Source organism: Dorea longicatena, from assembly GCF_024168045.1.
Classification (GTDB): Bacteria; Bacillota; Clostridia; order Lachnospirales; family Lachnospiraceae; genus Dorea_A.
The window spans coordinates 2,911,057-2,930,721 of record NZ_CP100126.1 but is presented as its reverse complement, the minus strand read 5'-3'; the positions used below and the strand labels follow the sequence as shown (position 1 = coordinate 2,930,721).

21 protein-coding genes are annotated in these 19,665 nt (G+C 40.5%); 14 read left to right on the top strand and 7 right to left on the bottom strand.

From position 1 onward, the window contains the following. Positions 1–54: 54 nt before the first annotated feature. On the bottom strand, positions 55–684 hold the full coding sequence (locus NKF87_RS14080) for a helix-turn-helix domain-containing protein (RefSeq protein ID WP_108817232.1): 630 nt from the start codon (positions 682–684) through the stop codon (positions 55–57). 175 nt (positions 685–859) lie between these two features. Here NKF87_RS14080 and NKF87_RS14075 point away from each other — a divergent pair, with 175 nt between their 5' ends. The 7 genes from NKF87_RS14075 to NKF87_RS14050 all read left to right on the top strand — a co-directional run bounded on the left by NKF87_RS14075 (position 860) and on the right by NKF87_RS14050 (position 5,305). Further along, on the top strand, positions 860–1,090 hold the full coding sequence (locus NKF87_RS14075) for a helix-turn-helix domain-containing protein (protein ID WP_002578307.1): 231 nt from the start codon (positions 860–862) through the stop codon (positions 1,088–1,090). Between the two features lie 145 nt (positions 1,091–1,235). Beyond that, entirely contained in the window at positions 1,236–1,550 is a 315-nt protein-coding gene (locus tag NKF87_RS14070; RefSeq protein WP_108817247.1) for a relaxasome subunit MobC, read from the top strand. Continuing rightward, the gene (locus NKF87_RS14585; RefSeq protein WP_108817233.1) at positions 1,550–1,903 is read left to right on the top strand and encodes a hypothetical protein; all 354 of its coding nucleotides are present in this window, start codon (positions 1,550–1,552) and stop codon (positions 1,901–1,903) included. The genes NKF87_RS14070 and NKF87_RS14585 overlap by 1 nt, the downstream gene beginning before the upstream one ends. After that, positions 1,879–3,600 carry a MobA/MobL family protein gene (locus NKF87_RS14065; RefSeq protein WP_108817234.1) on the top strand — a complete coding sequence of 574 codons (1,722 nt, stop codon included), beginning with the start codon at positions 1,879–1,881 and terminating at the stop codon, positions 3,598–3,600. Before NKF87_RS14585 ends, NKF87_RS14065 begins: the two co-directional genes overlap by 25 nt. Next, the gene (locus NKF87_RS14060; protein WP_243024445.1) at positions 3,539–4,288 is read left to right on the top strand and encodes a DUF6040 family protein; all 750 of its coding nucleotides are present in this window, start codon (positions 3,539–3,541) and stop codon (positions 4,286–4,288) included. The genes NKF87_RS14065 and NKF87_RS14060 overlap by 62 nt, the downstream gene beginning before the upstream one ends. A 155-nt stretch (positions 4,289–4,443) precedes the next feature. Further along, on the top strand, positions 4,444–4,902 hold the full coding sequence (locus NKF87_RS14055; protein WP_253583735.1) for a MarR family transcriptional regulator: 459 nt from the start codon (positions 4,444–4,446) through the stop codon (positions 4,900–4,902). Further along, entirely contained in the window at positions 4,892–5,305 is a 414-nt protein-coding gene (locus tag NKF87_RS14050; RefSeq protein WP_253583733.1) for an MATE family efflux transporter, read from the top strand. The genes NKF87_RS14055 and NKF87_RS14050 overlap by 11 nt, the downstream gene beginning before the upstream one ends. A gap of 72 nt (positions 5,306–5,377) precedes the next feature. Here the strand turns inward: NKF87_RS14050 and NKF87_RS14045 are convergent, their stop codons facing one another. After that, entirely contained in the window at positions 5,378–5,857 is a 480-nt protein-coding gene (locus NKF87_RS14045; protein ID WP_055283236.1) for a hypothetical protein, read from the bottom strand. A 157-nt stretch (positions 5,858–6,014) separates the two neighbouring features. On the opposite strand from NKF87_RS14045, the gene NKF87_RS14040 reads away from it, so the two are divergent. Then, a complete protein-coding gene (locus NKF87_RS14040; RefSeq protein ID WP_055157894.1) occupies positions 6,015–6,689 on the top strand; it encodes a response regulator transcription factor in 675 nt (224 codons plus the stop codon). Then, a complete protein-coding gene (locus NKF87_RS14035) occupies positions 6,686–8,038 on the top strand; it encodes a sensor histidine kinase (RefSeq protein WP_253583732.1) in 1,353 nt (450 codons plus the stop codon). The genes NKF87_RS14040 and NKF87_RS14035 overlap by 4 nt, the downstream gene beginning before the upstream one ends. A 153-nt stretch (positions 8,039–8,191) precedes the next feature. Here NKF87_RS14035 and NKF87_RS14030 read toward each other — a convergent pair whose 3' ends face one another. The 4 genes from NKF87_RS14030 to NKF87_RS14015 all read right to left on the bottom strand — a co-directional run bounded on the left by NKF87_RS14030 (position 8,192) and on the right by NKF87_RS14015 (position 13,614). Then, entirely contained in the window at positions 8,192–8,821 is a 630-nt protein-coding gene (locus tag NKF87_RS14030; protein ID WP_008371268.1) for a YczE/YyaS/YitT family protein, read from the bottom strand. Between the two features lie 3 nt (positions 8,822–8,824). After that, positions 8,825–11,068: an alpha-galactosidase gene (locus NKF87_RS14025; RefSeq protein ID WP_117598122.1), complete on the bottom strand. Its 2,244-nt coding sequence runs from the start codon at positions 11,066–11,068 to the stop codon at positions 8,825–8,827. Positions 11,069–11,101: 33 nt separating this feature from the next. Further along, on the bottom strand, positions 11,102–12,520 hold the full coding sequence (melB, locus tag NKF87_RS14020) for a melibiose:sodium transporter MelB (protein WP_055283242.1): 1,419 nt from the start codon (positions 12,518–12,520) through the stop codon (positions 11,102–11,104). Between the two features lie 176 nt (positions 12,521–12,696). After that, positions 12,697–13,614: an AraC family transcriptional regulator gene (locus NKF87_RS14015; protein ID WP_055283244.1), complete on the bottom strand. Its 918-nt coding sequence runs from the start codon at positions 13,612–13,614 to the stop codon at positions 12,697–12,699. A gap of 322 nt (positions 13,615–13,936) precedes the next feature. Between NKF87_RS14015 and NKF87_RS14010 the strand changes: the two genes are divergently transcribed. The 5 genes from NKF87_RS14010 (at position 13,937) to NKF87_RS13990 (ending at position 18,581) form a co-directional block, all read left to right on the top strand. Then, positions 13,937–14,407, top strand: coding sequence for a pyridoxamine 5'-phosphate oxidase family protein (locus tag NKF87_RS14010; RefSeq protein ID WP_117598124.1), 471 nt, complete (start codon positions 13,937–13,939; stop codon positions 14,405–14,407). Positions 14,408–14,602: 195 nt separating this feature from the next. Further along, a complete protein-coding gene (locus NKF87_RS14005) occupies positions 14,603–16,621 on the top strand; it encodes an ATP-binding protein (protein WP_117598125.1) in 2,019 nt (672 codons plus the stop codon). 17 nt (positions 16,622–16,638) lie between these two features. Beyond that, positions 16,639–17,511: a YitT family protein gene (locus NKF87_RS14000; protein WP_055283250.1), complete on the top strand. Its 873-nt coding sequence runs from the start codon at positions 16,639–16,641 to the stop codon at positions 17,509–17,511. Between the two features lie 13 nt (positions 17,512–17,524). Continuing rightward, on the top strand, positions 17,525–18,100 hold the full coding sequence (locus tag NKF87_RS13995; protein WP_055283253.1) for a DUF4230 domain-containing protein: 576 nt from the start codon (positions 17,525–17,527) through the stop codon (positions 18,098–18,100). Positions 18,101–18,224: 124 nt separating this feature from the next. Further along, positions 18,225–18,581 carry an Hpt domain-containing protein gene (locus NKF87_RS13990; protein ID WP_117598126.1) on the top strand — a complete coding sequence of 119 codons (357 nt, stop codon included), beginning with the start codon at positions 18,225–18,227 and terminating at the stop codon, positions 18,579–18,581. 4 nt (positions 18,582–18,585) lie between these two features. Here the strand turns inward: NKF87_RS13990 and NKF87_RS13985 are convergent, their stop codons facing one another. After that, positions 18,586–19,641, bottom strand: a complete 1,056-nt coding sequence (locus NKF87_RS13985) for a type IV pilus twitching motility protein PilT (RefSeq protein WP_117598127.1) — start codon at positions 19,639–19,641, stop codon at positions 18,586–18,588. Positions 19,642–19,665: the final 24 nt, after the last annotated feature.

The following is a 19,665-nucleotide window of genomic DNA, read 5'->3' as shown; positions in this document are numbered from 1 at the left end:
GGAACTGTTGAAATGCTTCTTGCGTGTAAGTATATCACAACTCCGGTTGTCTTACTATACCGATTCAGAATCCTCATACATAACTTCGGATAAAAGATTGGCAAGTCTTTGTTCTGCTGTTTCCGGTTTCTTAGAATAGAGTCTTATCACATCTGCCATATCGTTAAATGCGTTGACAGTATGTGTGATCTCCCTGAGAAACATGATCTCGTTATATTCATCTTTCGATTCAAAGCCCATTACTTTGGCAATGTCCGCATCTTTGGTACTGCCCTTGTAATTTTTACAGGCGAACTGAAACGAATCCAGAAACAGTTCATATTGCTTTAACATTAACAGCAGTAAGTCTTTGGAAAATGCGTCTTCTGTTTTATTGAGGTCGAGCGGTAACTGTTTGAGAATATCACTCATCGCATCACGAATCAGTAATTCTTTCTTATCCGTAATATCAGTTTCATATTCATCGGTTTCCCCTTTGAGCCATTCAATCGATACATGAAGTGCTTCCGAAAGACCTTCCAGTACCATCTTTTTGGTATTGTCAATCGAACCATTCTCATAACGCAGGATTGTGGAAGCGGTAACTCCCATCTTCTCTGCGACATAAGGCTGTGTCAGATTTAATTCGAGACGGCGCTGTTTTGCCCTGCTGCCGATCAGCTTGCGTAGTTCTTTATCTTTCATGCTGATGTGCCTCCTTTTTCGGTATGTCATTACTATACCACGCAACAAAATATATTGCAATATGCAATTCAAGAAAAAGAAACATAATTTCATAATGCTTGACAAAGCAATATAAACACGCTATACTGACAGCACAAATGAAATTGCATAATGCAACTAAAGAGGAGGTGGTCATATGACACAAAGAAAGATTGCCTTATCTATTGAGGAAGCTGCTGATTATACGGGAATCGGCAGGAACACCCTGAGAAAACTGGTGGAGTGGAAGAAACTTCCGGTATTAAAGGTCGGGAGGAAAGTGCTGATCAAAACGGATATGCTGGAACTTTTTATGGAAGCCAACGAGGGCAGGGACTTGAGGGATAAGGGAAATGTGAAAGCAGTCACAAGAAACGGTTCAACTTAAAAAAGCGGTTCCCGAAGAAACCGCCAAAGGTTCTATCAGACCGGAGTCATGATATACCTACACGCAAACAGATTATACCATGTACTTCGTCTGACAGACAACAGGAAACTTATGTTTGGAAGAAAAAGAAAGGACGATGATATTTATGGCAAGATCAACAAAGAGTTATGAGGAGCGTATGCTCCAGTTGGAAAAGAAAGAACAGGAAAGCCTTGAGAAAGCAAAACAGTATGCAACACAGAAACGGGAACTGAAGAAACGTCAGAAAGATGTGGAAACCAAAAAGCGGACACACAGGCTCTGCCAGATTGGCGGTGCGGTGGAATCAGTGCTGGGTTCTGCGATTGAGGAAGAAGATATCCCGAAGCTGATCGGCTTCTTAAAAAGGCAGGAAGCAAACGGAAAGTTTTTCTCAAAGGCAATGCAGAAAGAGCCAGTTGCAAATACGGAGGAAGTGTAATGCCGGAGGGAGTGGGTTTTCCATTCCCTTCATTGCTTTTTCATGAAGGGCGCACTTATGGACAACCAGAGGTCGTCCGTATAAGTTTGCCACAGGTGGCAACCGGTCTGCGCTTACGCTTGCCGGGCTCGTTCCGTCGGCGGGCATTTCATGCAGACCTGCTCATGCCGCAGGAGGCACTCTTCGCCAGAGGGGCGCATTCCATGCAGGCTGTTATGCACAGGGCACTCTTACGCAGAGGGCGTTCCGGCAGATACCATTTTCTTTTTGGGAAAACGTTACCTGCCGGAAATCAAAGCCGGATACGGCAGAAAGGGGGAAACGGAGCATGGCGATTTTTCATTATACAGTAAAGATTGTTGGACGCAGCAAAGGGAAATCCATCATATCAGCATCTGCGTATCTCAATGGTGATGTGATGAAAAATGAAGAAACAGGCAGGATCAGCTACTACACTGCCAAAAGAGAAGTTGTTTATACCAGCCTGTTGATGTGTGAAAATGCACCACAGGAATGGCTGAATGTACCTGCTGAAAATATCAGACGGTTCCAGAAATCTGTCCGATATAAAAGGGCAGATAACAAAGAAGCCGCACTGAAAAAATTTAAACTTACTTTTCAGAAGCAGCGTTTATGGAATGAAGTTTTGAGGATAGAAAAAAGTGCAGATGCACAACTCGGCAGGTCATTTGAGTTCTCACTTCCGAAAGAATGGAACAGACAGGAACAGATTGATTATACAACCGAATATATTCAAAAGACCTTTGTAAATAAGGGAATGTGTGCGGACTGGAGTATCCACGATAAAGGAGATGGAAATCCCCATGTGCATTTACTTGTGACGATGCGACCATTCAATCCAGACCACTCATGGGGGAACAAAGAAATCAAGGATTGGGAGTTTGTCAGAGATGAAAATGGAAATATTGTGGTGGATGAATCCCATCCGGACTGGTGGCAGGATAAAAAGGACCCTGACCGTCATGGAATCCGAATCCCGGTATTGGACGAAAACGGTAATCAGAAAGTCGGTGCAAGGAACCGTAAACAGTGGAAACGTGTATTAACCGATGCTACCGGATGGAACAGTCCGAAAAATTGTGAACTGTGGCGGAGTGAATGGGCGAATGTCTGTAATGCACATTTGAAAACGGAAAATCACATTGACCACCGTTCTTATGCAAGGCAGGGGAAATTAGAGATACCGACGATCCATGAGGGCGCGGATGCCAGAAAAATTGATGAGAAATTTCAAAATGGGCAGACACAATCAGCGTCATGGAAAGTGGTAGAAAATCAGATCATAAAAAGACAAAATGCACTGCTGGATAAAATACAGATTTCTTTCGGAAAGGTATCCGGTGCATTGACACAATGGAAGGAGCGATTGGATGACATTAGAAGAAAGCCGGGAAGTCATTCCCATGATGGAGACAATGATAAACCAGATCGAGGAACAGCAGAATTTTATGGCAGCGATGGTACAGGAATTGCAGGAACGGGATCGACAGCTCCTGTCTTTTCAGGAGCAGAACCAGAGTTTAAAAAGCTTAAACAGCGAATTATCCAGGCTGCTAAATCTTTTGCCAGATACAGAAGAACTGCTCTCACAGATCGAGCAACAGAAAACCAGAATCGAACAGTTGGAAAACGAGAATCAGCAATGGCAGGAATTAACGCAGAAGCTGAACAACGAGAACAGCTTATTGCAGAAACAGAACAGCGAATTGCTGACCTTAAACAGCAGATAGAGAAAGCGAGGGAGATCGATGAGCGAATGCAGAAACTTAGAGAACGTCGGGCAGGTGGAAGAACTTCTGCTGATGACCGAACAGATGCAGGACGAACTGGATCAGAAAGACCAGACAATCCAGGAACTAAACAGGCAGCTAAGCGAATTGCTGACCTTGAACGAGAAATTGAACAGCGAAAACAGAGCCGAGAATATCGAAGCATTGCGGACAAGATTAAGGCAAACAGAGGAACGATTGACCAGCGAGACAGACAGCAGGAAAAGAGCCGACGCAGAAGCCGTGGCATGGAAATTTAAGTATGAAAAAGCAGAGCAGGAAAAACTTTATGCACAGACACACCAAAAGACGGTAGAGGTAGCTGTTGAGAAAAAAGTGCCTTATGAGAAATGTGAAAAATGTGACCGTACTGCTTACCGGAAAGCAAAAGAAAAATGCGATAGCCGTAAAAGCCAGTTAGAAAAGAAATATAAAAATATGACGATTGGTTATGAAAGTATCTTGTTTCTACTGGCATGGTACAGCATAACAACAACACTGTTTACTGCGATTCTTTCGTCGGTTTTCCTTAACGACTGTATCGTCTTTTTCGGTGCGTTAGGAAAAGGAATGGGAAGTTTATTTCGGGAGTTTGTGACAGGTGCAGACTCTTTCGGACAGTTAAGCAGTGGAATACCTAACAGTATTCTTTCCGGGATTGTGTACTGGCTGATTGCCGGTACTGTCATGGCAATTTTATTCGTAATAACCGGGTGGCTGATAATCGGGATTGGTTATCAGGTAGGAAAAATCTACCGGAAATATTGTTGGGATATCATCAGTATCGTGGTAGCGATAACGAGTACAGCTGTTGTAATTTACTTTGGAGAATGGATTAAAAACGCTAATCCGATAAATCTTATTGTATTGCTATTACTGTCGCATATTATTTATATTGGAATCAGATGTTATGTGAAAGACTGGATGGAAGAACGAGGATATTATTAAAAGAGGACAGGGAAATTTCATAATCTTCCTGTCCTTAGTAAGGGACTATTGATTGTTTATATAAAGAAAAAGTATATAAATAAATCTTGACAATTAGTACGAACTCGGACTATACTATAAAAGTCCGGATTCGTACTAATTTAAGGAGAAAAAAGATGAGAAAAGATAATAATATGATAATACAGTTGCAACGATATTATGCTTTATGGAAAGAATGTACAGCAATGTATGAGGAATGGTCAAAGGATCAGGGACTGTCTTCAAATGGAGTTTTTGCTTTGTATTCATTTTATGAAAGTAATGGAAGATGCACGCAGAAAATGATAAGTGAAAAATGGAATATACCTAAGCAAACGGTAAATACGATACTAAAAGATTTTCAGAAAAAAGGATACATCAATATGGTATCTGATGATTCAGACAAGAGAAATAAGCTGATATGCCTCACAGAATCAGGAATGGAATATACGAAAGATATCATAGAAAAACTGCACTCAAAAGAAATATATGTAATCGAAAAAATGGGATTAGAGAATATAGAAAGTCTTAATGATAATACAGAGCTGTTTATCAGACTTTTCAAGGAAGGAGATTGTAAGAAAGATGAATCATAAATCATTATTTTTTAAATATGTTATTCCATCTATTATAGCATTTGCATTATCAGGAATATATGCGATAGTGGATGGATATTTTGTAGGCAATACCATAGGAGATGCTGGAATTTCGGCTATTAATATTGCATATCCGATTGTGGCTTTGATTCAGGCTCTTGGAACAGGAATTGGTATGGGAGGAGCTGTTTATTACTCAATTAATGCAGCAGAAAAGAAAGGAAAACGGGCAGAAGAATTTATTGCTACAAGCTGGTGGCTTCTTGTAATAGTAAGTGTTATCAATACCATAATTATTTACTCCTTTTCGTCTAAAATTTTAGGATTGCTTGGAGCAGATGGAATTATATTAACAAATGCGACAGATGCCGTAGTCAGATCGCAGAGGTATGCAGGTAGATAAAATAATTATCTACCTCCTACCCGATTTGAGAAATTAAGAAAGTTCTGCCACATTCTTGTAGCCCAGATTGAATTAATCATCAATGCCGTATTTGTTTTCCAGCGCTTCTTCTGCTAATTCCAGTTCATCTTCCAGTTTTTCAATCGCGCGTTCTCTCGCTTTGTATGTCTCGAAGCTAATCTCTTTCATCTGGTAAGCATACTCAAATTCATCATCAAGTTTATCCAGTTCGTCATCAACTGCGTCTACCTGCCTTTTCAAAGTGTAGAATTGTTCGTGATTCTCAGATGCATTTGTAGATGTTTTTGCATTGTTTACACTTTTTGTTATATTACAGATTTCTTCTTCATAAGAAGAAAAATCATAGTCCTTTTCGTTCACATTCTCTGCTGCGTTTTCTGTGTTACTGATGTTATCATCATCGTCATCTGTATTTGATGTTACAACTTCCTGGGTCTTAATATCTTCTGTAGCTTCATTATTGGATGAAGTGCATCCTGTAAAAGCAAATATTAATGTGAGGGATAATAAAACTACTAATATTTTTTTCATAACGTGTTCTCCTTCCGTCTCTTGGATGTTTTGTTTTTGCTGTTATATGTATCATATGGGGGGAAGATTAAAAAAAGATTAAAACAAATAGTAATTTCAAAAAATGAAAAAAAGGACTCTAGCACACGAAAATGATTGGTATTATAATAATTACATTATGAGATTACTGATTGTAGAAGACGAGAATGATTTAAGAAACATTGTCAAAAAAAGGCTTGTCAAGGAACATTACAGTGTAGATGCCTGTGGGGATGGTCTGGAAGCGATGGCTTATATCGATATGACTTCCTACGATGGTATTATTCTTGATATCATGTTGCCGGGAAAGGATGGATATGAAATCTTAAGAGAATTAAGGCAACGAGAAGATGATACACCGGTTCTGTTACTGACAGCAAAAGACAGCATTGAGGACCGTGTCAAAGGACTGGATCTTGGTGCCGATGATTACCTGATCAAACCATTTGCATTTGAAGAACTGCTTGCAAGAATCCGTGTCATGATGCGTAGAAAGCCACAATTTACATCCAATCAACTAAAAATAGCAGATCTTATTCTGGATCGTGACACAAGAAAGGTTACAAGAGCCGGAAATGAAATTGATCTTTCTGCAAAAGAATTTATGGTTCTGGAATGTCTTATGCGCAACAAAAATATCGTAATGACAAGACAGCAGATTGAACAGAATGCGTGGGACTTTGATTTTGAAGGTGGTTCCAATGTGATCGACGTATACATTCGTTATTTGCGAAAAAAAATCGATGCACAATATGAACAAAAACTCATCCACACTGTTCGCGGTGTCGGATATGTAATGAGGGAAAACGAATGAAACAGCTGACGATCAAGAAAAAAATTACGCTATGGTACACCGGAATCATTGCCGTAGTCCTTGGGACTATTTTAGTTCTCGTCCTTCTTTTTGTGGATAAGGTTGGAATTTCTGCGACAGAAGAAGAAATCAGTGCCGCAGTGACTGGTTTCTCTTCAAATATTAATTTTCAGGATGATTCCTTTTATCTTGACGGCGATACCGAATTTTACGATGACGGTATTATGTTTTGTATTTATGACAAAAACGGACGCTTACTTTATGGAACGATTCCAACCCAATTTCCAGAAGAAACTATCCTCAAGTCGAATACACCGCGAATGATAACCGGATCAAATCGAAAATGGATGATATATGACAGCGTTTACACTTACGGTGATGATGAGGAAATGTGGGTACGAGGAATTACCTCTGTACATTCTATAGAACTTTTCATGCAGACATCCGAGAAAATGCTGTTGATTGTATTCCCATTACTCATTATTCTGATCGGAGCCATCGGATATTTTATGATCAAACGGGCATTGAGACAGGTGGATCTTATCTGCGATGAAGTTGAAAACATCAGCAATGGAAAAGATCTTTCCAAACGATTGTCTCTGCCAAAAGCAAAAGATGAATTATACGAATTGTCGGAGAAATTTAACGGAATGTTCGAGCGATTGGAATTTTCGTTTGAGAAGGAACGTCAATTCACATCAGACGTATCCCATGAACTGCGGACTCCCGTTGCTGTTATCATTTCCCAGTGTGAGTACTTATTGGAAAATGAAAACTTATCTGCGGAAGATAAGGAAGAGATTGCAGTCATCTTAAGGCAGGCAAAACGAATGTCAAAGCTGACAAGCGAAATGTTAATGATCGCCAGAAACGAACAGGATGAGCAGCATCTGATGGAAAAACTGGATTTTGGATTATTAAGCAAACTTGTAATAGAAGAACTGCAGACAAAAGCACAGGAAAAAAATATTGAGATTACCCTGCAAAAGCAGGACGACTTATTTATGAACGGCGACCAGACATTGATTTTGCGTATGATGATAAATTTAATAACCAATGCCATCAATTACGGAAAAACAAATGGACATATCCATGTTATCCTGAAGGTCGAAAATGACCAGATTGTCGGTGAAGTGAAAGATGATGGTATTGGAATAAGTGAGGAACACCTGGACAGAATCTGGGAGCGTTTCTATCGCATAGACAAAAGCCGTTCCAGAGAAAGTGGCGGTACCGGACTCGGCCTTTCTATGGTGCGTTGGATTGTAAATCTCCACAATGGAACCATTCACGTCGAAAGTATCGAAGGTATCGGAACGAGTTTTATTTTCCGATTTCCGAAAATATAAGGAGCTATCGCTGTATATCCAATTTTTTTTACCAAAGAGAAGGGTTCATTATTCAATGTGAAGGTTTGGATGAAGCTACTGGTGAAAAAGAAAGGCCCGTATCCGTTCAGGATATGAGCCTTGCAAGAATTGGAGAATTGTAATCCGTAGATTTTACAAGTAAAATCTCTCCAGTTTTGTTTTAAAAAATTGAATTAATGGGCCGTTGAAGCAGGCATTTATAATTGTCCCAATCCCTACTACCGACCAGATACCCGCCCCAGATGCAGTGGCAAATATGATTCCGATAATCACGACAACAACATCTGAAAGAATCCTTGCTTTATGGAATGGAATTTTCTGATGTGTCAGTTTCTCGATTATAATTGCGACACTGTCATATGGAGCGATTCCCATATCTGCGACCATATATAATGCCACTCCCATAGATGCCATCAACTGAGCAAGCAGCAGTGCAAGGATACGCAGTGGCAGATTCATCTGAATCTGCACTACATCATTCGCTACATAACAAATAAAGTCTGCAATGTATCCGACAAATACCATATTGATAATGGTCCCCGCACCAATGCAGGATCTTGCCTGAAAAAATACAACTACAAGGATGATCGCATTGACAAGCAACTGCCACGTTCCAAAGCTCCATCCGATAAATCCGCTGATTCCAAGATTCATTGCACTGAATGGATCCACGCCAAATTGTGAAAGTCGTAAGAAAGATACACATAATCCAATAAACAATATTCCCAGTACCATTCCGCCGGTTCTTTTTGTCTTCGTCATGATCTATCTTCCCTCCTGAACTTTTTTGCCTTTCAGCATATATATTCTAGATTCAAAATCGGTACAAGGAGTCACATTCCCTGGCACTTCACCAGCTGTCACATCGGATGTGATCAATCCATAATTCATCAATTCGTCTCCGTAATTTTCTGTATGATTCCATACATTTTCATAAATCATATCCGGGTTCAATCCCTGTAATCTGACACGGCTATACGGCTGATTCACTCCATTTAAAACACGATAGTAGCCTACGATTGCAAGCGTGCGGTCTTCATTTGTCACCATCCATACCGTCTCATTTCCTTCGAATGGACTTTTCAGACGATAAAATGTTCCAAACTGTAACACTTCTCGGTATTCTTTCATAAATGTGATCTGTTCTTTTACTTCTTTGATCTCTTCTTCTGTCAATTTGTTGAGATCCAGTTCGTATCCAAAAGTTCCAAAGTATGCTACATTCGCTCTTGTATGTAATGGGGTATTGCGAAATACCTGGTGATTCGGGACAACAGACACATGGCTTCCCATACTGCTGAGCGGATAACACATAGAAGTTCCGTACTGAATCTTCAGACGCTCAATTGCATCCGAATCATCGCTTGTCCATCCCTGTGGTGCATAATACAGCATTCCCGGGTCAAATCTTCCGCCACCGCTGGCGCAGGATTCAAATAATACTTCTGGAAACTCATTTGTCAAACGTTCATACAGATCATATACACCTAAAATATAACGATGGAACACTTCTCCCTGTCTGTCTGAAGAAAATTTGCTGCTGTAGCATTCTGTAATGCTTCGGTTCATATCCCATTTAATATATGAGATTTTCGACTCCGATAATAACTTTGCCATCATTCCGTAAATATGATCTACTACTTCTTTTCTTGCAAAATCGAGTACATATTGGTATCTGCCGTGTGATGTATTTCTTCCTGGTGTCTGTAAGATCCAGTCCGGATGTGCTCGATAAAGATCAGAGTCTTTATTTACCATCTCCGGCTCAAACCAAAGACCGAATTTTAATCCTAGTGCTTCAATTCTTTCTGACAGGCCTTTGATGCCATTTGGCAGAAGCTCTTCATTTGCCACCCAATCACCAAGACCAGCTCTGTCATTTCTTCTTGCGCCAAACCATCCGTCATCTAAGACAAACAGTTCTACTCCACATTCTTTTGCTTTCCTTGCAATCTCTACAAGGCGATCTTCTGTAAAGTCAAAATAAGTTGCTTCCCAGTTGTTATTTAAAATCGGTCTTGCCTTATCACGCCAGTACCCTCTTGCGAGTCTCTTTGCATACAGCTTCTGGAATGTCTGACTCATGCCATTTAATCCATTTTCACTGTAAACCAGAACTGCTTCCGGTGTCTGAAAGCTTTCTCCCGGTTCTAATTTCCAATCGAATCCTTCCGGATTGATCCCGGCTGTAATTCGTGTCACATCATGTGTATCTACCTCTGCCTGCATACGGAAATTTCCACTATATACAAGGCTTATTCCGATTGCTTCTCCTGCATTTTCATCTGTGTTGTGACGTTTTAAAGCAAGGAACGGATTATGTTCGTGAGAAGAATTTCCGCGCATGCTGTCGATAGCTGTTATGCCTTGCTCCAATGTTCGATTCTTTATATAGCGCTCTCTGGACCACGCACCGGACAACTGCATCCATTCATAATCCTTATCCGGAAGATCCAGGCTTAAGCTCATCATATTTAATACATGCAGATTTTTCTCACCGGCATTTTCAATATAAGCACTTCTTGCAATTGCACTATATTCATCAAAAATCGTATATAAAAGCGCCAGTTTTGCACCAGTCAAAGCGTCTTTCAGAAAGATGCGCAATGTCTGCGCTTCCTCCTTGGACTCTGTGTAAGTTGCCGGCAATCCGGAGAGTTTCGGTTTTCCGGCAATAATCTCATAACTGTCATATTGGAACTCACTGATTCTGCTGCCATTTTCCTGCAACAATTCAATTGCCGGATGTCTGTAGTCTGTCGTACCGTAAACAGGATATTCCTGTCGGATATGTTCCAATGAAAAAGTACGATCCCATTCATATATATATGATGTCATTGGGCGTTCACATTTCTCAACCAGATAAGAAAAATCTGCTTTGTCATGAAGTCGTTTTCCAAAATATAATTGTCCCAGATGTCCATTTTCTAATACACATAAGATATAACTGATTTTTTCATTGTATAAATGGAAAGTTTTCGTTTCCTCGTGAAAAATAATCTGTCTCATATAATACCCCTTTTACAATTTAATTGTTGGCTCTTAAGCTGTCTGCTTTTTCGCATGCATTTCATTTACTTTTCTTGTGATTTCTTCCATCTTCTCACCTTTTAAAATGTAGTATTTTTTGTAAATACCAAAGCTAGCAAATGCAAGAATGATTGGAATTACAATCATTAACACGCGAATACCCATTACGGTTGCTGTGCTCTGCGTTACCGCTTTTGCGTTGTATCCTACAATCTGAAGACCAATTCCTGTTAATCCACCTGCTGCTGCCATGGCTGCCTTCATAAGGAATGTCTGTGCAGAACATGTTACGCTTTCATTTCGTACACCAAACTTCACTTCTCCATAGTCGATAACATCTGCCATACAGCATGTTGTTACTCCAAGTGAAAGACCTGAGCCGAAGAAAAGTAATGCACAACATACAATAACTAACACCTTGCTCTGTGGTGCTACATATCCTGCTGCACCGAGCAGTACAAATCCAACAATCGGAAGTCCGCATGCAAATGCGTATACTTTTTCACGGCTAATTTTTTCTGCAATTTTCGGGAAGCATAAAAGTCCCGCCATCTCAGCAATAATCGCAAATCCAAAAATAGAATACAGATATTCATCATGGCATACACATTTGAAATAATATACAGCAAAGCTTTTTGCAATCTGTGTACAAAGGTTAAATGTCAAAAGTAATCCGATAAATGCAAGCAGCTGATCATTTTTTACAATTACCTGAAATGCCTGTTTCAGACTTGTCTTTTCTGCTGATATACCTAATGTTGATTCCTCTTTTACATTAAATACAGTAATGCCGATTGTAACGATGAAAATAACTGCGATAATGATTGCGAAAAGTGTATATCCTTTTTCTGCGTAGAGATTGCTCTCGCCTGCAACTTTGTTCAGGTAGTTGATGATGTAAAGCCCAAATGTTGCTACTGAAAATCCTGCAAGACTTGCGAAAAATCTTGGAATTACGGATACTTTTTCACGTTCGTGCGGATCATTTGTCAAGTTCGGAAGCCATGACCAGTAAGGGACATCCATGATCGTATAAGTCATTCCATATAAGATATACATAACGGATACATATACGTACAATGCTGTTCCTGACAGGTTAAAACTGTGGAATAGCAAAACAAATACAACTGAATTTACCAATGTTCCGATTACAAGCCAGATTCTGAATTTACCAAAACGTGTATGTGTATTGTCAACAATCATACCCATCATCGGGTCATTGATCGCATCCCATATTCTTGCCACAAAAAACAGTACGCCGACAAATGCCGGTGCCAGATACAATGTATCTGTAAAATAAAGCATTAAAAATGCTCCTACTAAATTGCAAATCGCGTCTTTACCGATTGCCCCAATTCCAAAACATAATTTTTCTCTTGTAGACGCATATTTATATTGCGGATTTTTCTGAGTTTCTTTTTGATTTCCCATGATTCTCCTCCTCTAATACTCCTTTGTTTATTTTTTATTTGAGTGAAGAAACCTGTGCACGTGTTCCTTATGTTTGTTGATACAAGTATAGCGTACAAAAAAAACATCCGTTATACCTTTTTGTTAAGGGTTATATCCCAAATGTTAGGTATTGGATGTTTTTTAAAACATTTTGTCTATTCTTTTTCAATGTCTCCCACATAAATTGTTTTATGCTTCTTATATTCTTTCAGTTCATTTTGTACACAGATCAATCGTTTTCGGGCATCCTTTCTGTTGTCGTTACGATATTGGGTCGGCGTTATTCCCATTTTCTGCTTAAATACTTTACCGAAAGCAAGGGAATTACGATAGCCACAGGAAACTGCAATCTCCTCCACAGACAGATCTGTAAGTGCGAGCTGCTCCTTTCCTCTGGAAATTCGAAATTCCGTCAAAAAATCTTTTGGAGAGATTCCGAGACTGTTCATAAATATTGTATATAAATAGCTTCGATTTAGTGCCAAATAATTTGCTATATCTTCCACTGTGATTTTCTGTGAATAGTAATTCTTTATATAGGAAATTGCCTCCTGCACATGTATGCTTTCTTTTGTATCATTCGAATATTGCTGAATTTCAATCCCGCGAGCCAGTACTGAGAAAAACTGATAGAGCTTCCCCTGGAGATAGTAAAGATTTTCTGCAGTTGAACATGTATGATGAAGCATTTCAAATACAATTTCTTTCAGTTCTTCTCCATATTCACACTCGCATGTAAGCTGACGACTGTTCAGTCCAAGATCTCTGACAAATCTCTGTGCTTCCGTACCACCAAATCCTACCCAAAGGTAAGACCATGGGTCCGTTTTATCTGCCTGATAAAAGGTAAGGCTTTCCGGCTCGATCAGAAAGGCTTGCCCTTCTTTCAGCTGATACTTCGTTTCGCCGACCTGATAGATACCTTTGCCCTTCATTACATAATGCAAAATATAATTGGGTCTTGCGGCTGGCCCGTAGCTATGTAATGGCTTGCATTCTGCAAACCCGCAGAAACACAAATGAAAATCTTTAAACTTTGGTTTCAACAGTTGTAATACGTAAGAATCTTCCATAATCTGTATCCTCTCTTAATCCCTAAGATCACAAGCACTTTCCAGTCATGCTTACTTTTGCTGTTGCTCACTCAGCAATAGTTAGTTTAACCGTTTTCCTTATTCTATCACAGTATCGTGTTATTCTTCCATCAGTTTTCAAACCAAGTATTAAACGGTGCCTCTTCCTTTATAAGTTTCCCCAAAAAAGGCAATGTGTTTTTTCTTGTATGCAAAGAAATAAGGATGTAAAATAAAATTAGTTTTCAAATAAAAAATAGTAATAAGTGAAATGGCAAATTCTGATTGTAGAACTGACATGTGATTATAAGGAAGGAATAATATGAGAAGAAAAGATAGAGAAATCACAGATATACACAAGATTGAAAAAATATTGTCGAGTGCAAAGTATTTACATCTGGGGGTATTAGATGATGAATACCCATATGTTGTACCGCTTCATTACGGTTATCAGATAAACGGCGGGAAACTAACATTTTATGTTCATAGTGCGAAAGTGGGGCATAAACTGGATTGCATTCGGAAAAATAACAGTGTTTTTGTGGAAATTGATTACGGAGAAAAACTTATAGAAGCAGATGTTCCCTGCAAATATAGTGCTGAATATGCGAGTGTCATGTGCCGAGGGAAAGCAAAAATCCTCCAGAATGCAGCGGATAAGTGCGCGGCACTTCGCATTCTTATGAGAGAGCAAACCGGAGAGGAACATGAAATTAATGAAAAAATGATAAATGCGGTATGTGTAATTGAAATAAATGTAGATTCGTATACGGCAAAAGCGTGTGTAAAATAAATTTTAGTTTTCGGCATTATTGCTTCCACCGGTGATTAGTCTGTATTATATTTGTATTCGTGCATTACATAAAAAGACAGTAAAAAAGCCATAAACACCGTCCCCAGTGCTGCGATATTATGTTAAAATGAAGTAAACAAGAAAACTGGAAAAACAAAAAGTTGTTCAAGATATACGGGATGAGAGGGATTGGTTATGGATGATTTTAAACAACTTACAGAGCAGCTTTTAAAATTTTATATCGACACGGAATCCGTAGATGATATAGGCTTTGAAAACTTCTTTGATGATAACAGTAGTATAATCGGAACAGGAAAGCATGAGTTTTTCAGGAATCTGCATGAATTTCAGGAATCATATAAATTCGATGTAAAACAAAGAGGAAAAATCAGACTTAAAATAAGAGATTTACAGCAGGAAGAAGCAGAGCTTGGTGATGACCAGATCCTTGCGTATGGATCGGTAGTCTTTACCGGTTTATTTGAAGATGGATCCGTCTGTTTTGAGATGGACACACGGTTTAGCATTATCTATAAAAAGGTGAACGGGAAATGGCTGGTTAAGCATCTGCATCAGTCAGTACCGGACAGAGACCAGATGACAGGGGAAGAATTCCCGGTTACGCTGGGAAAACAGGTGGAAGAGGCGCACCGGGCAATCAGTGCATTAGGGACCGCTTATTATCACATCTCACGTCTGGATTTAAAGACAAAGAAGATCGAACTTGTGAAAAGATCCCGGAAAATGGAGCTGGGCATTTCGAAAAAAAGCGCGGACTGGGATTCGCAGTTTGAGGTCATCAAAGATGTGATAGCAGAACCGTTTGTACAAAAGTACATAGATTTTTTTGATACACAGACCATGGCCGCACGGCTTCGTAATAAAGAGTCCATGTCTTTTGAATTCAAAAAAAAGGATGGGAAATGGTTCCTTGCCATGATCGTTCCACAGAACTATGATAAAGACGGAAATATTACATCGGTGCTGCTTGCAAACCGGGATGTGACAGATGAAAAACTGCGGGAATTGAGGCAGGAGGAAGAACTGCGGGAAGCTAAATTAAATGCGGAAGTTGCAAGTAAAGCCAAATCCGCATTTCTTTTCAATATGTCCCATGACATCAGAACGCCTATGAATGCGATCATTGGTTATGCGGATCTGGCATCCAGACATCTGGAAGACACAGAAAAACTTGGCAGATATATCGATAACATTCAGGTATGCGGGGAAAAACTTTTATCGTTACTCAGTAATGTCCTGGATCTTGCAAGAATTGAAAATAACAAGGTCGAAATGCAGTATGCCGTGTCGGATGTCCGGGAAGACTTTACGAATTGTGTTACAATGTTCCAGCAACAGGCAGAAAGTAAGAATCAGACTCTGTGTATGACAGAACAGATCCTGTATCCGTATGTATATGTGGATGAACCACATTTATCGGAAGTCTGCATCAACATCATAAGTAATGCGGTCAAGTATACAAATGCGGGCGGTACAATATCCTGTAAGGTTGCACAGAGACCTTGTGAGAAGGAAGACTGGTGCGATATGATCATCAGTATTACCGATAATGGAATTGGTATGGCAGAAGAGTTCCAAAAACATATCTTTGAAGCGTTCGAAAGAGAGCGGACTTCTACGATTACCCATATTGAGGGCAGCGGCATCGGCATGGGAATCGTGAAAAAGCTTGTGGATCTGATGGGTGGTACGATAGAGGTGGAAAGTAAACTTGGTGAGGGATCCACTTTTACAGTGACGATCCCTTGCAAAAAAGCATCAAAAGAAGAAGCTTTAGAGAAGAAAAATCAGAATCCACGAAGTAAGAAGTCGCTAAAAGGCGTCCGGGTCCTGCTGGTCGAAGACAATGAGATCAATGCGGAGATCGCGACAGAACTGTTGAAAGAAGAAGGGTGTATTGTCGAAGTTGCAACTGACGGAGTTGCATGTATCAGCATGATTGAAAAGGCAGATGCGGACTATTACAAGATGATCCTTATGGATATTCAGATGCCGGTTATGAATGGGTTCGATACGACATTAACCATCCGGAAGATGAAGGATGATAAAAAAGCGATGATCCCGATCATAGCTATGACTGCCAATGCCTTTGCAGAAGACAGACAGAAGGCGCTTTCTGTCGGGATGAATGATCACGTTGCCAAGCCTGTTGATATGAATATTCTTGCGCCAACGATGATGAAATATTTATAAAAGTGGGGAATAAAAAAATGAACAAAGAAAAAAAACAGGTTGTCACACCGGACAATCTAAAAGAAATTGCCGTCATGACGATAGCAGTGGGGATCATCGCTGCGGCCGTGTATTTCTTCCTGATTCCGAGCCAGACCTCGATCAGCAGCGTATCTGCGCTGGCGATCATTATTGCGCATTATGTACCGTTACATGTATCAACGGTTACGATGATACTGAATGTGGTCTTACTGCTGATCGGATTTATAACCTGTGGGAAAGAATTTGGGGCGAAGACGGTATATACAAGTATTTTGCTGCCACTGTATCTGGCAGTATTTGAACATGTATTTCCGGATTTTGAATCGTTGACAAATAGTACGGAACTGGATGTGTTATGTTATATTCTGGTTGTAAGCTTCGGACTCAGCATCTTATTTAATATGAATGCGTCGTCCGGCGGACTGGATATCGTGGCAAAGATCATGAATAAATATCTTCATGTCGAACTGGGAAAAGCGATGTCCATCTCAGGAATGTGTGTGGCACTTTCTTCCGCATTGATCTATGATAAAAAAGCGGTTGTACTGAGTGTGCTTGGTACATACTTTAACGGTATTGTGCTGGATCATTTTATCTTTGGACAGAATGTAAAGAGACGTGTCTGTATCATTACAAAATATGAAGAAGAGGTGCGCCAGTTTATTTTACATGAGCTGCACAGCGGGGCAACGTTCTACGAGGCAATGGGTGCTTACAATATGCAGAAATACAGAGAGATCATTACAATCGTAGATAAGAACGAATATCAGAAACTGATGAATTATGTCAGTAAAAAAGATCCGGAGGCATTTGTAACCGTATACACGGTATCCGATATGCGCTACCGGCCGAAAGTTAAATCATTTTAACGGAGGAAAACATATGAAGACAAAAGCTAAAATAATCATTGCGGCAGTTCTTGCCATTGCGATCAGCATCGGTTCGATAGCCATATATAAGCATATTACCGGTCCGAAAGAAGAGAGCATACCGCTTGAGACGACGCTGGAAGATGCAGCGGAGCTGACGACACAGAAGATGATCATCTCGGATGTATTCAGGAGCACAAAGGGAGAGATCCCGCTGATCAACAAGAACAGATTTCTCGTACAATACAAGACGACAGTGACTGCGGGACTGGATGTACAGAAAGCTGTCATAAAGGAGACAGACGACAAGATCCAGATATCTATTCCGCACTGCACGGTCAATGAGGATTCTATTAAGATCAAATCCAGTGATCTGAAGATATATGATACGAATTTTGCGATTATGAGTATCGATAAAGAGGCGGTTATGGAACTTGTCGCAGAGGCTGAGAAGAAAGCAAAGGAAAAAGCCGGATCGGATGAATACGGATTTCTTGAAAATGCAGACAAGAACGCCAAGAAAGTGATCAAGGGCATGTTCGAAAATGTATCGAATGGAAAAGAAGTGATCGTGTCTTTCCAGAATTAGATCGGAAATGACGGATATGTTGTGTAAAAGAATGTAGAGATTATGTGAAGAATGTCGAAAACCATTAATTTCTGCAAAAGAATGTGCTACAATAAAGAAATCTTATATAGACAGGAGATAAAAAATGACAATACAGGAATGCTATGAAGCGATTGGAGGAAACTATGAAGATGTCTTAAGACGCCTTCCCAGTGAAGCACTGATCCGGAAATTCACATTAAAGTTCCTTGAAGATCAGAGTTATCCACTGTTAAAGCAGTCTTTGGGGGATAACAATTACGAAGAAGCTTTTCGTGGTGCACACACACTGAAAGGGGTATGTCAGAATCTTTCCTTTGACCGTCTGTATGAAGTGAGCAGTGAGCTTACAGAACTTTTGAGAGACCGGACCGGAGAGAAGCCGGGGATACCGGAAGCAATGGAAAAAGTAACAAAAGAATATGAGACAACAATTGAAGAAATTAAGAAGCTGCAGGAGTAATCTCCTACAGCTTCTTTTTTAACATTTCCGGATTGGATGCATAAGCAAGTGCCGTGTCAGCAGTAATGCGTCCGTTTTTATAAAGTGAAAGAAGACTGGAATCCATAGAGACCAGATCATTTCCCGCAGAGGAATAGATGAGACCGTCGATCTGCGGGATTTTGTTATCACGGATCATATTGCGGATCGCAGGATTGACGATCATAATCTCGAATGCAGGGGTGAGACCGCCGTCTGTGGTCGGTACCAGCTGCTGGGATACCACTGCCTGCAGGACCATGGAAAGCTGTACTGCGATCTGTCTCTGCTGATTTGGCGGGAAGACGTCGATGATACGGTCGATCGTGTTGGCAGCACCGATCGTATGCAGTGTTGAGAATAACAGATGACCGGTCTCGGCAGCAGTCATGGCTACCTGCATCGTCTCGTAATCACGCATTTCGCCCAGAAGGATCACATCCGGACTCTGGCGCAGGGAAGCACGCAGTGCCGTGACATAATTCTCGGTATCAACATTGATCTCACGCTGGCTTACGATACTCCGGTTGTGCCGGTGAAGGAATTCCAGAGGATCCTCCAGTGTGATGATGTGCTTGTCATAGTTTTTATTGATATGGTCGATGATGCACGCGAGGGTAGTGGATTTCCCGCTTCCGGCAGGTCCTGTGACCAGTACCATTCCTTTGGAGAAATCTGCAAAACGAATGATCTTTTCCGGGATACCGAATGTGGCAGGATCCGGCAAAGTAAAGGAAATAATACGGATCACGACGGACAGGGAGCCTCTTTGTTTGAATGCGCTGACGCGGAACCGTGAGAGACCCGGAACCGCAAAAGAGAAATCATCGTCGCCTGTGTCTTCCAGTATGCCGATGTCACGATGTCCGGCAAGCTCATAGATCTGTTCGATAATCCGCCGGGTGTCATCCGGGAGGAGACGGGTATTGTCTTCCATCCGGATATCACCATGTATGCGCATAGAGACCGGCCGCCCGGCTACGACAAAGATGTCGGATGCTCCGGCGCTGACAGCCTTTTCAAGTAATTCTGTGGTATTCATAAATGCCTCCTGATATCATATAGT

Excerpts from the sequence above, each read along its gene's own strand:
- NKF87_RS14080 (WP_108817232.1), bottom strand. The coding sequence starts at position 684 with ATGAAAGATAAAGAACTACGCAAGCTGATCGGCAGCAGGGCAAAACAG.
- NKF87_RS14075 (WP_002578307.1), top strand. The coding sequence starts at position 860 with ATGACACAAAGAAAGATTGCCTTATCTATTGAGGAAGCTGCTGATTAT.
- NKF87_RS14070 (WP_108817247.1), top strand. The coding sequence starts at position 1,236 with ATGGCAAGATCAACAAAGAGTTATGAGGAGCGTATGCTCCAGTTGGAA.
- NKF87_RS14585 (WP_108817233.1), top strand. The coding sequence starts at position 1,550 with ATGCCGGAGGGAGTGGGTTTTCCATTCCCTTCATTGCTTTTTCATGAA.
- NKF87_RS14065 (WP_108817234.1), top strand. The coding sequence starts at position 1,879 with ATGGCGATTTTTCATTATACAGTAAAGATTGTTGGACGCAGCAAAGGG.
- NKF87_RS14055 (WP_253583735.1), top strand. The coding sequence starts at position 4,444 with ATGAGAAAAGATAATAATATGATAATACAGTTGCAACGATATTATGCT.
- NKF87_RS14050 (WP_253583733.1), top strand. The coding sequence starts at position 4,892 with ATGAATCATAAATCATTATTTTTTAAATATGTTATTCCATCTATTATA.
- NKF87_RS14045 (WP_055283236.1), bottom strand. The coding sequence starts at position 5,857 with ATGAAAAAAATATTAGTAGTTTTATTATCCCTCACATTAATATTTGCT.
- NKF87_RS14040 (WP_055157894.1), top strand. The coding sequence starts at position 6,015 with ATGAGATTACTGATTGTAGAAGACGAGAATGATTTAAGAAACATTGTC.
- NKF87_RS14035 (WP_253583732.1), top strand. The coding sequence starts at position 6,686 with ATGAAACAGCTGACGATCAAGAAAAAAATTACGCTATGGTACACCGGA.
- NKF87_RS14030 (WP_008371268.1), bottom strand. The coding sequence starts at position 8,821 with ATGACGAAGACAAAAAGAACCGGCGGAATGGTACTGGGAATATTGTTT.
- NKF87_RS14025 (WP_117598122.1), bottom strand. The coding sequence starts at position 11,068 with ATGAGACAGATTATTTTTCACGAGGAAACGAAAACTTTCCATTTATAC.
- melB (WP_055283242.1), bottom strand. The coding sequence starts at position 12,520 with ATGGGAAATCAAAAAGAAACTCAGAAAAATCCGCAATATAAATATGCG.
- NKF87_RS14015 (WP_055283244.1), bottom strand. The coding sequence starts at position 13,614 with ATGGAAGATTCTTACGTATTACAACTGTTGAAACCAAAGTTTAAAGAT.
- NKF87_RS14010 (WP_117598124.1), top strand. The coding sequence starts at position 13,937 with ATGAGAAGAAAAGATAGAGAAATCACAGATATACACAAGATTGAAAAA.
- NKF87_RS14005 (WP_117598125.1), top strand. The coding sequence starts at position 14,603 with ATGGATGATTTTAAACAACTTACAGAGCAGCTTTTAAAATTTTATATC.
- NKF87_RS14000 (WP_055283250.1), top strand. The coding sequence starts at position 16,639 with ATGAACAAAGAAAAAAAACAGGTTGTCACACCGGACAATCTAAAAGAA.
- NKF87_RS13995 (WP_055283253.1), top strand. The coding sequence starts at position 17,525 with ATGAAGACAAAAGCTAAAATAATCATTGCGGCAGTTCTTGCCATTGCG.
- NKF87_RS13990 (WP_117598126.1), top strand. The coding sequence starts at position 18,225 with ATGACAATACAGGAATGCTATGAAGCGATTGGAGGAAACTATGAAGAT.
- NKF87_RS13985 (WP_117598127.1), bottom strand. The coding sequence starts at position 19,641 with ATGAATACCACAGAATTACTTGAAAAGGCTGTCAGCGCCGGAGCATCC.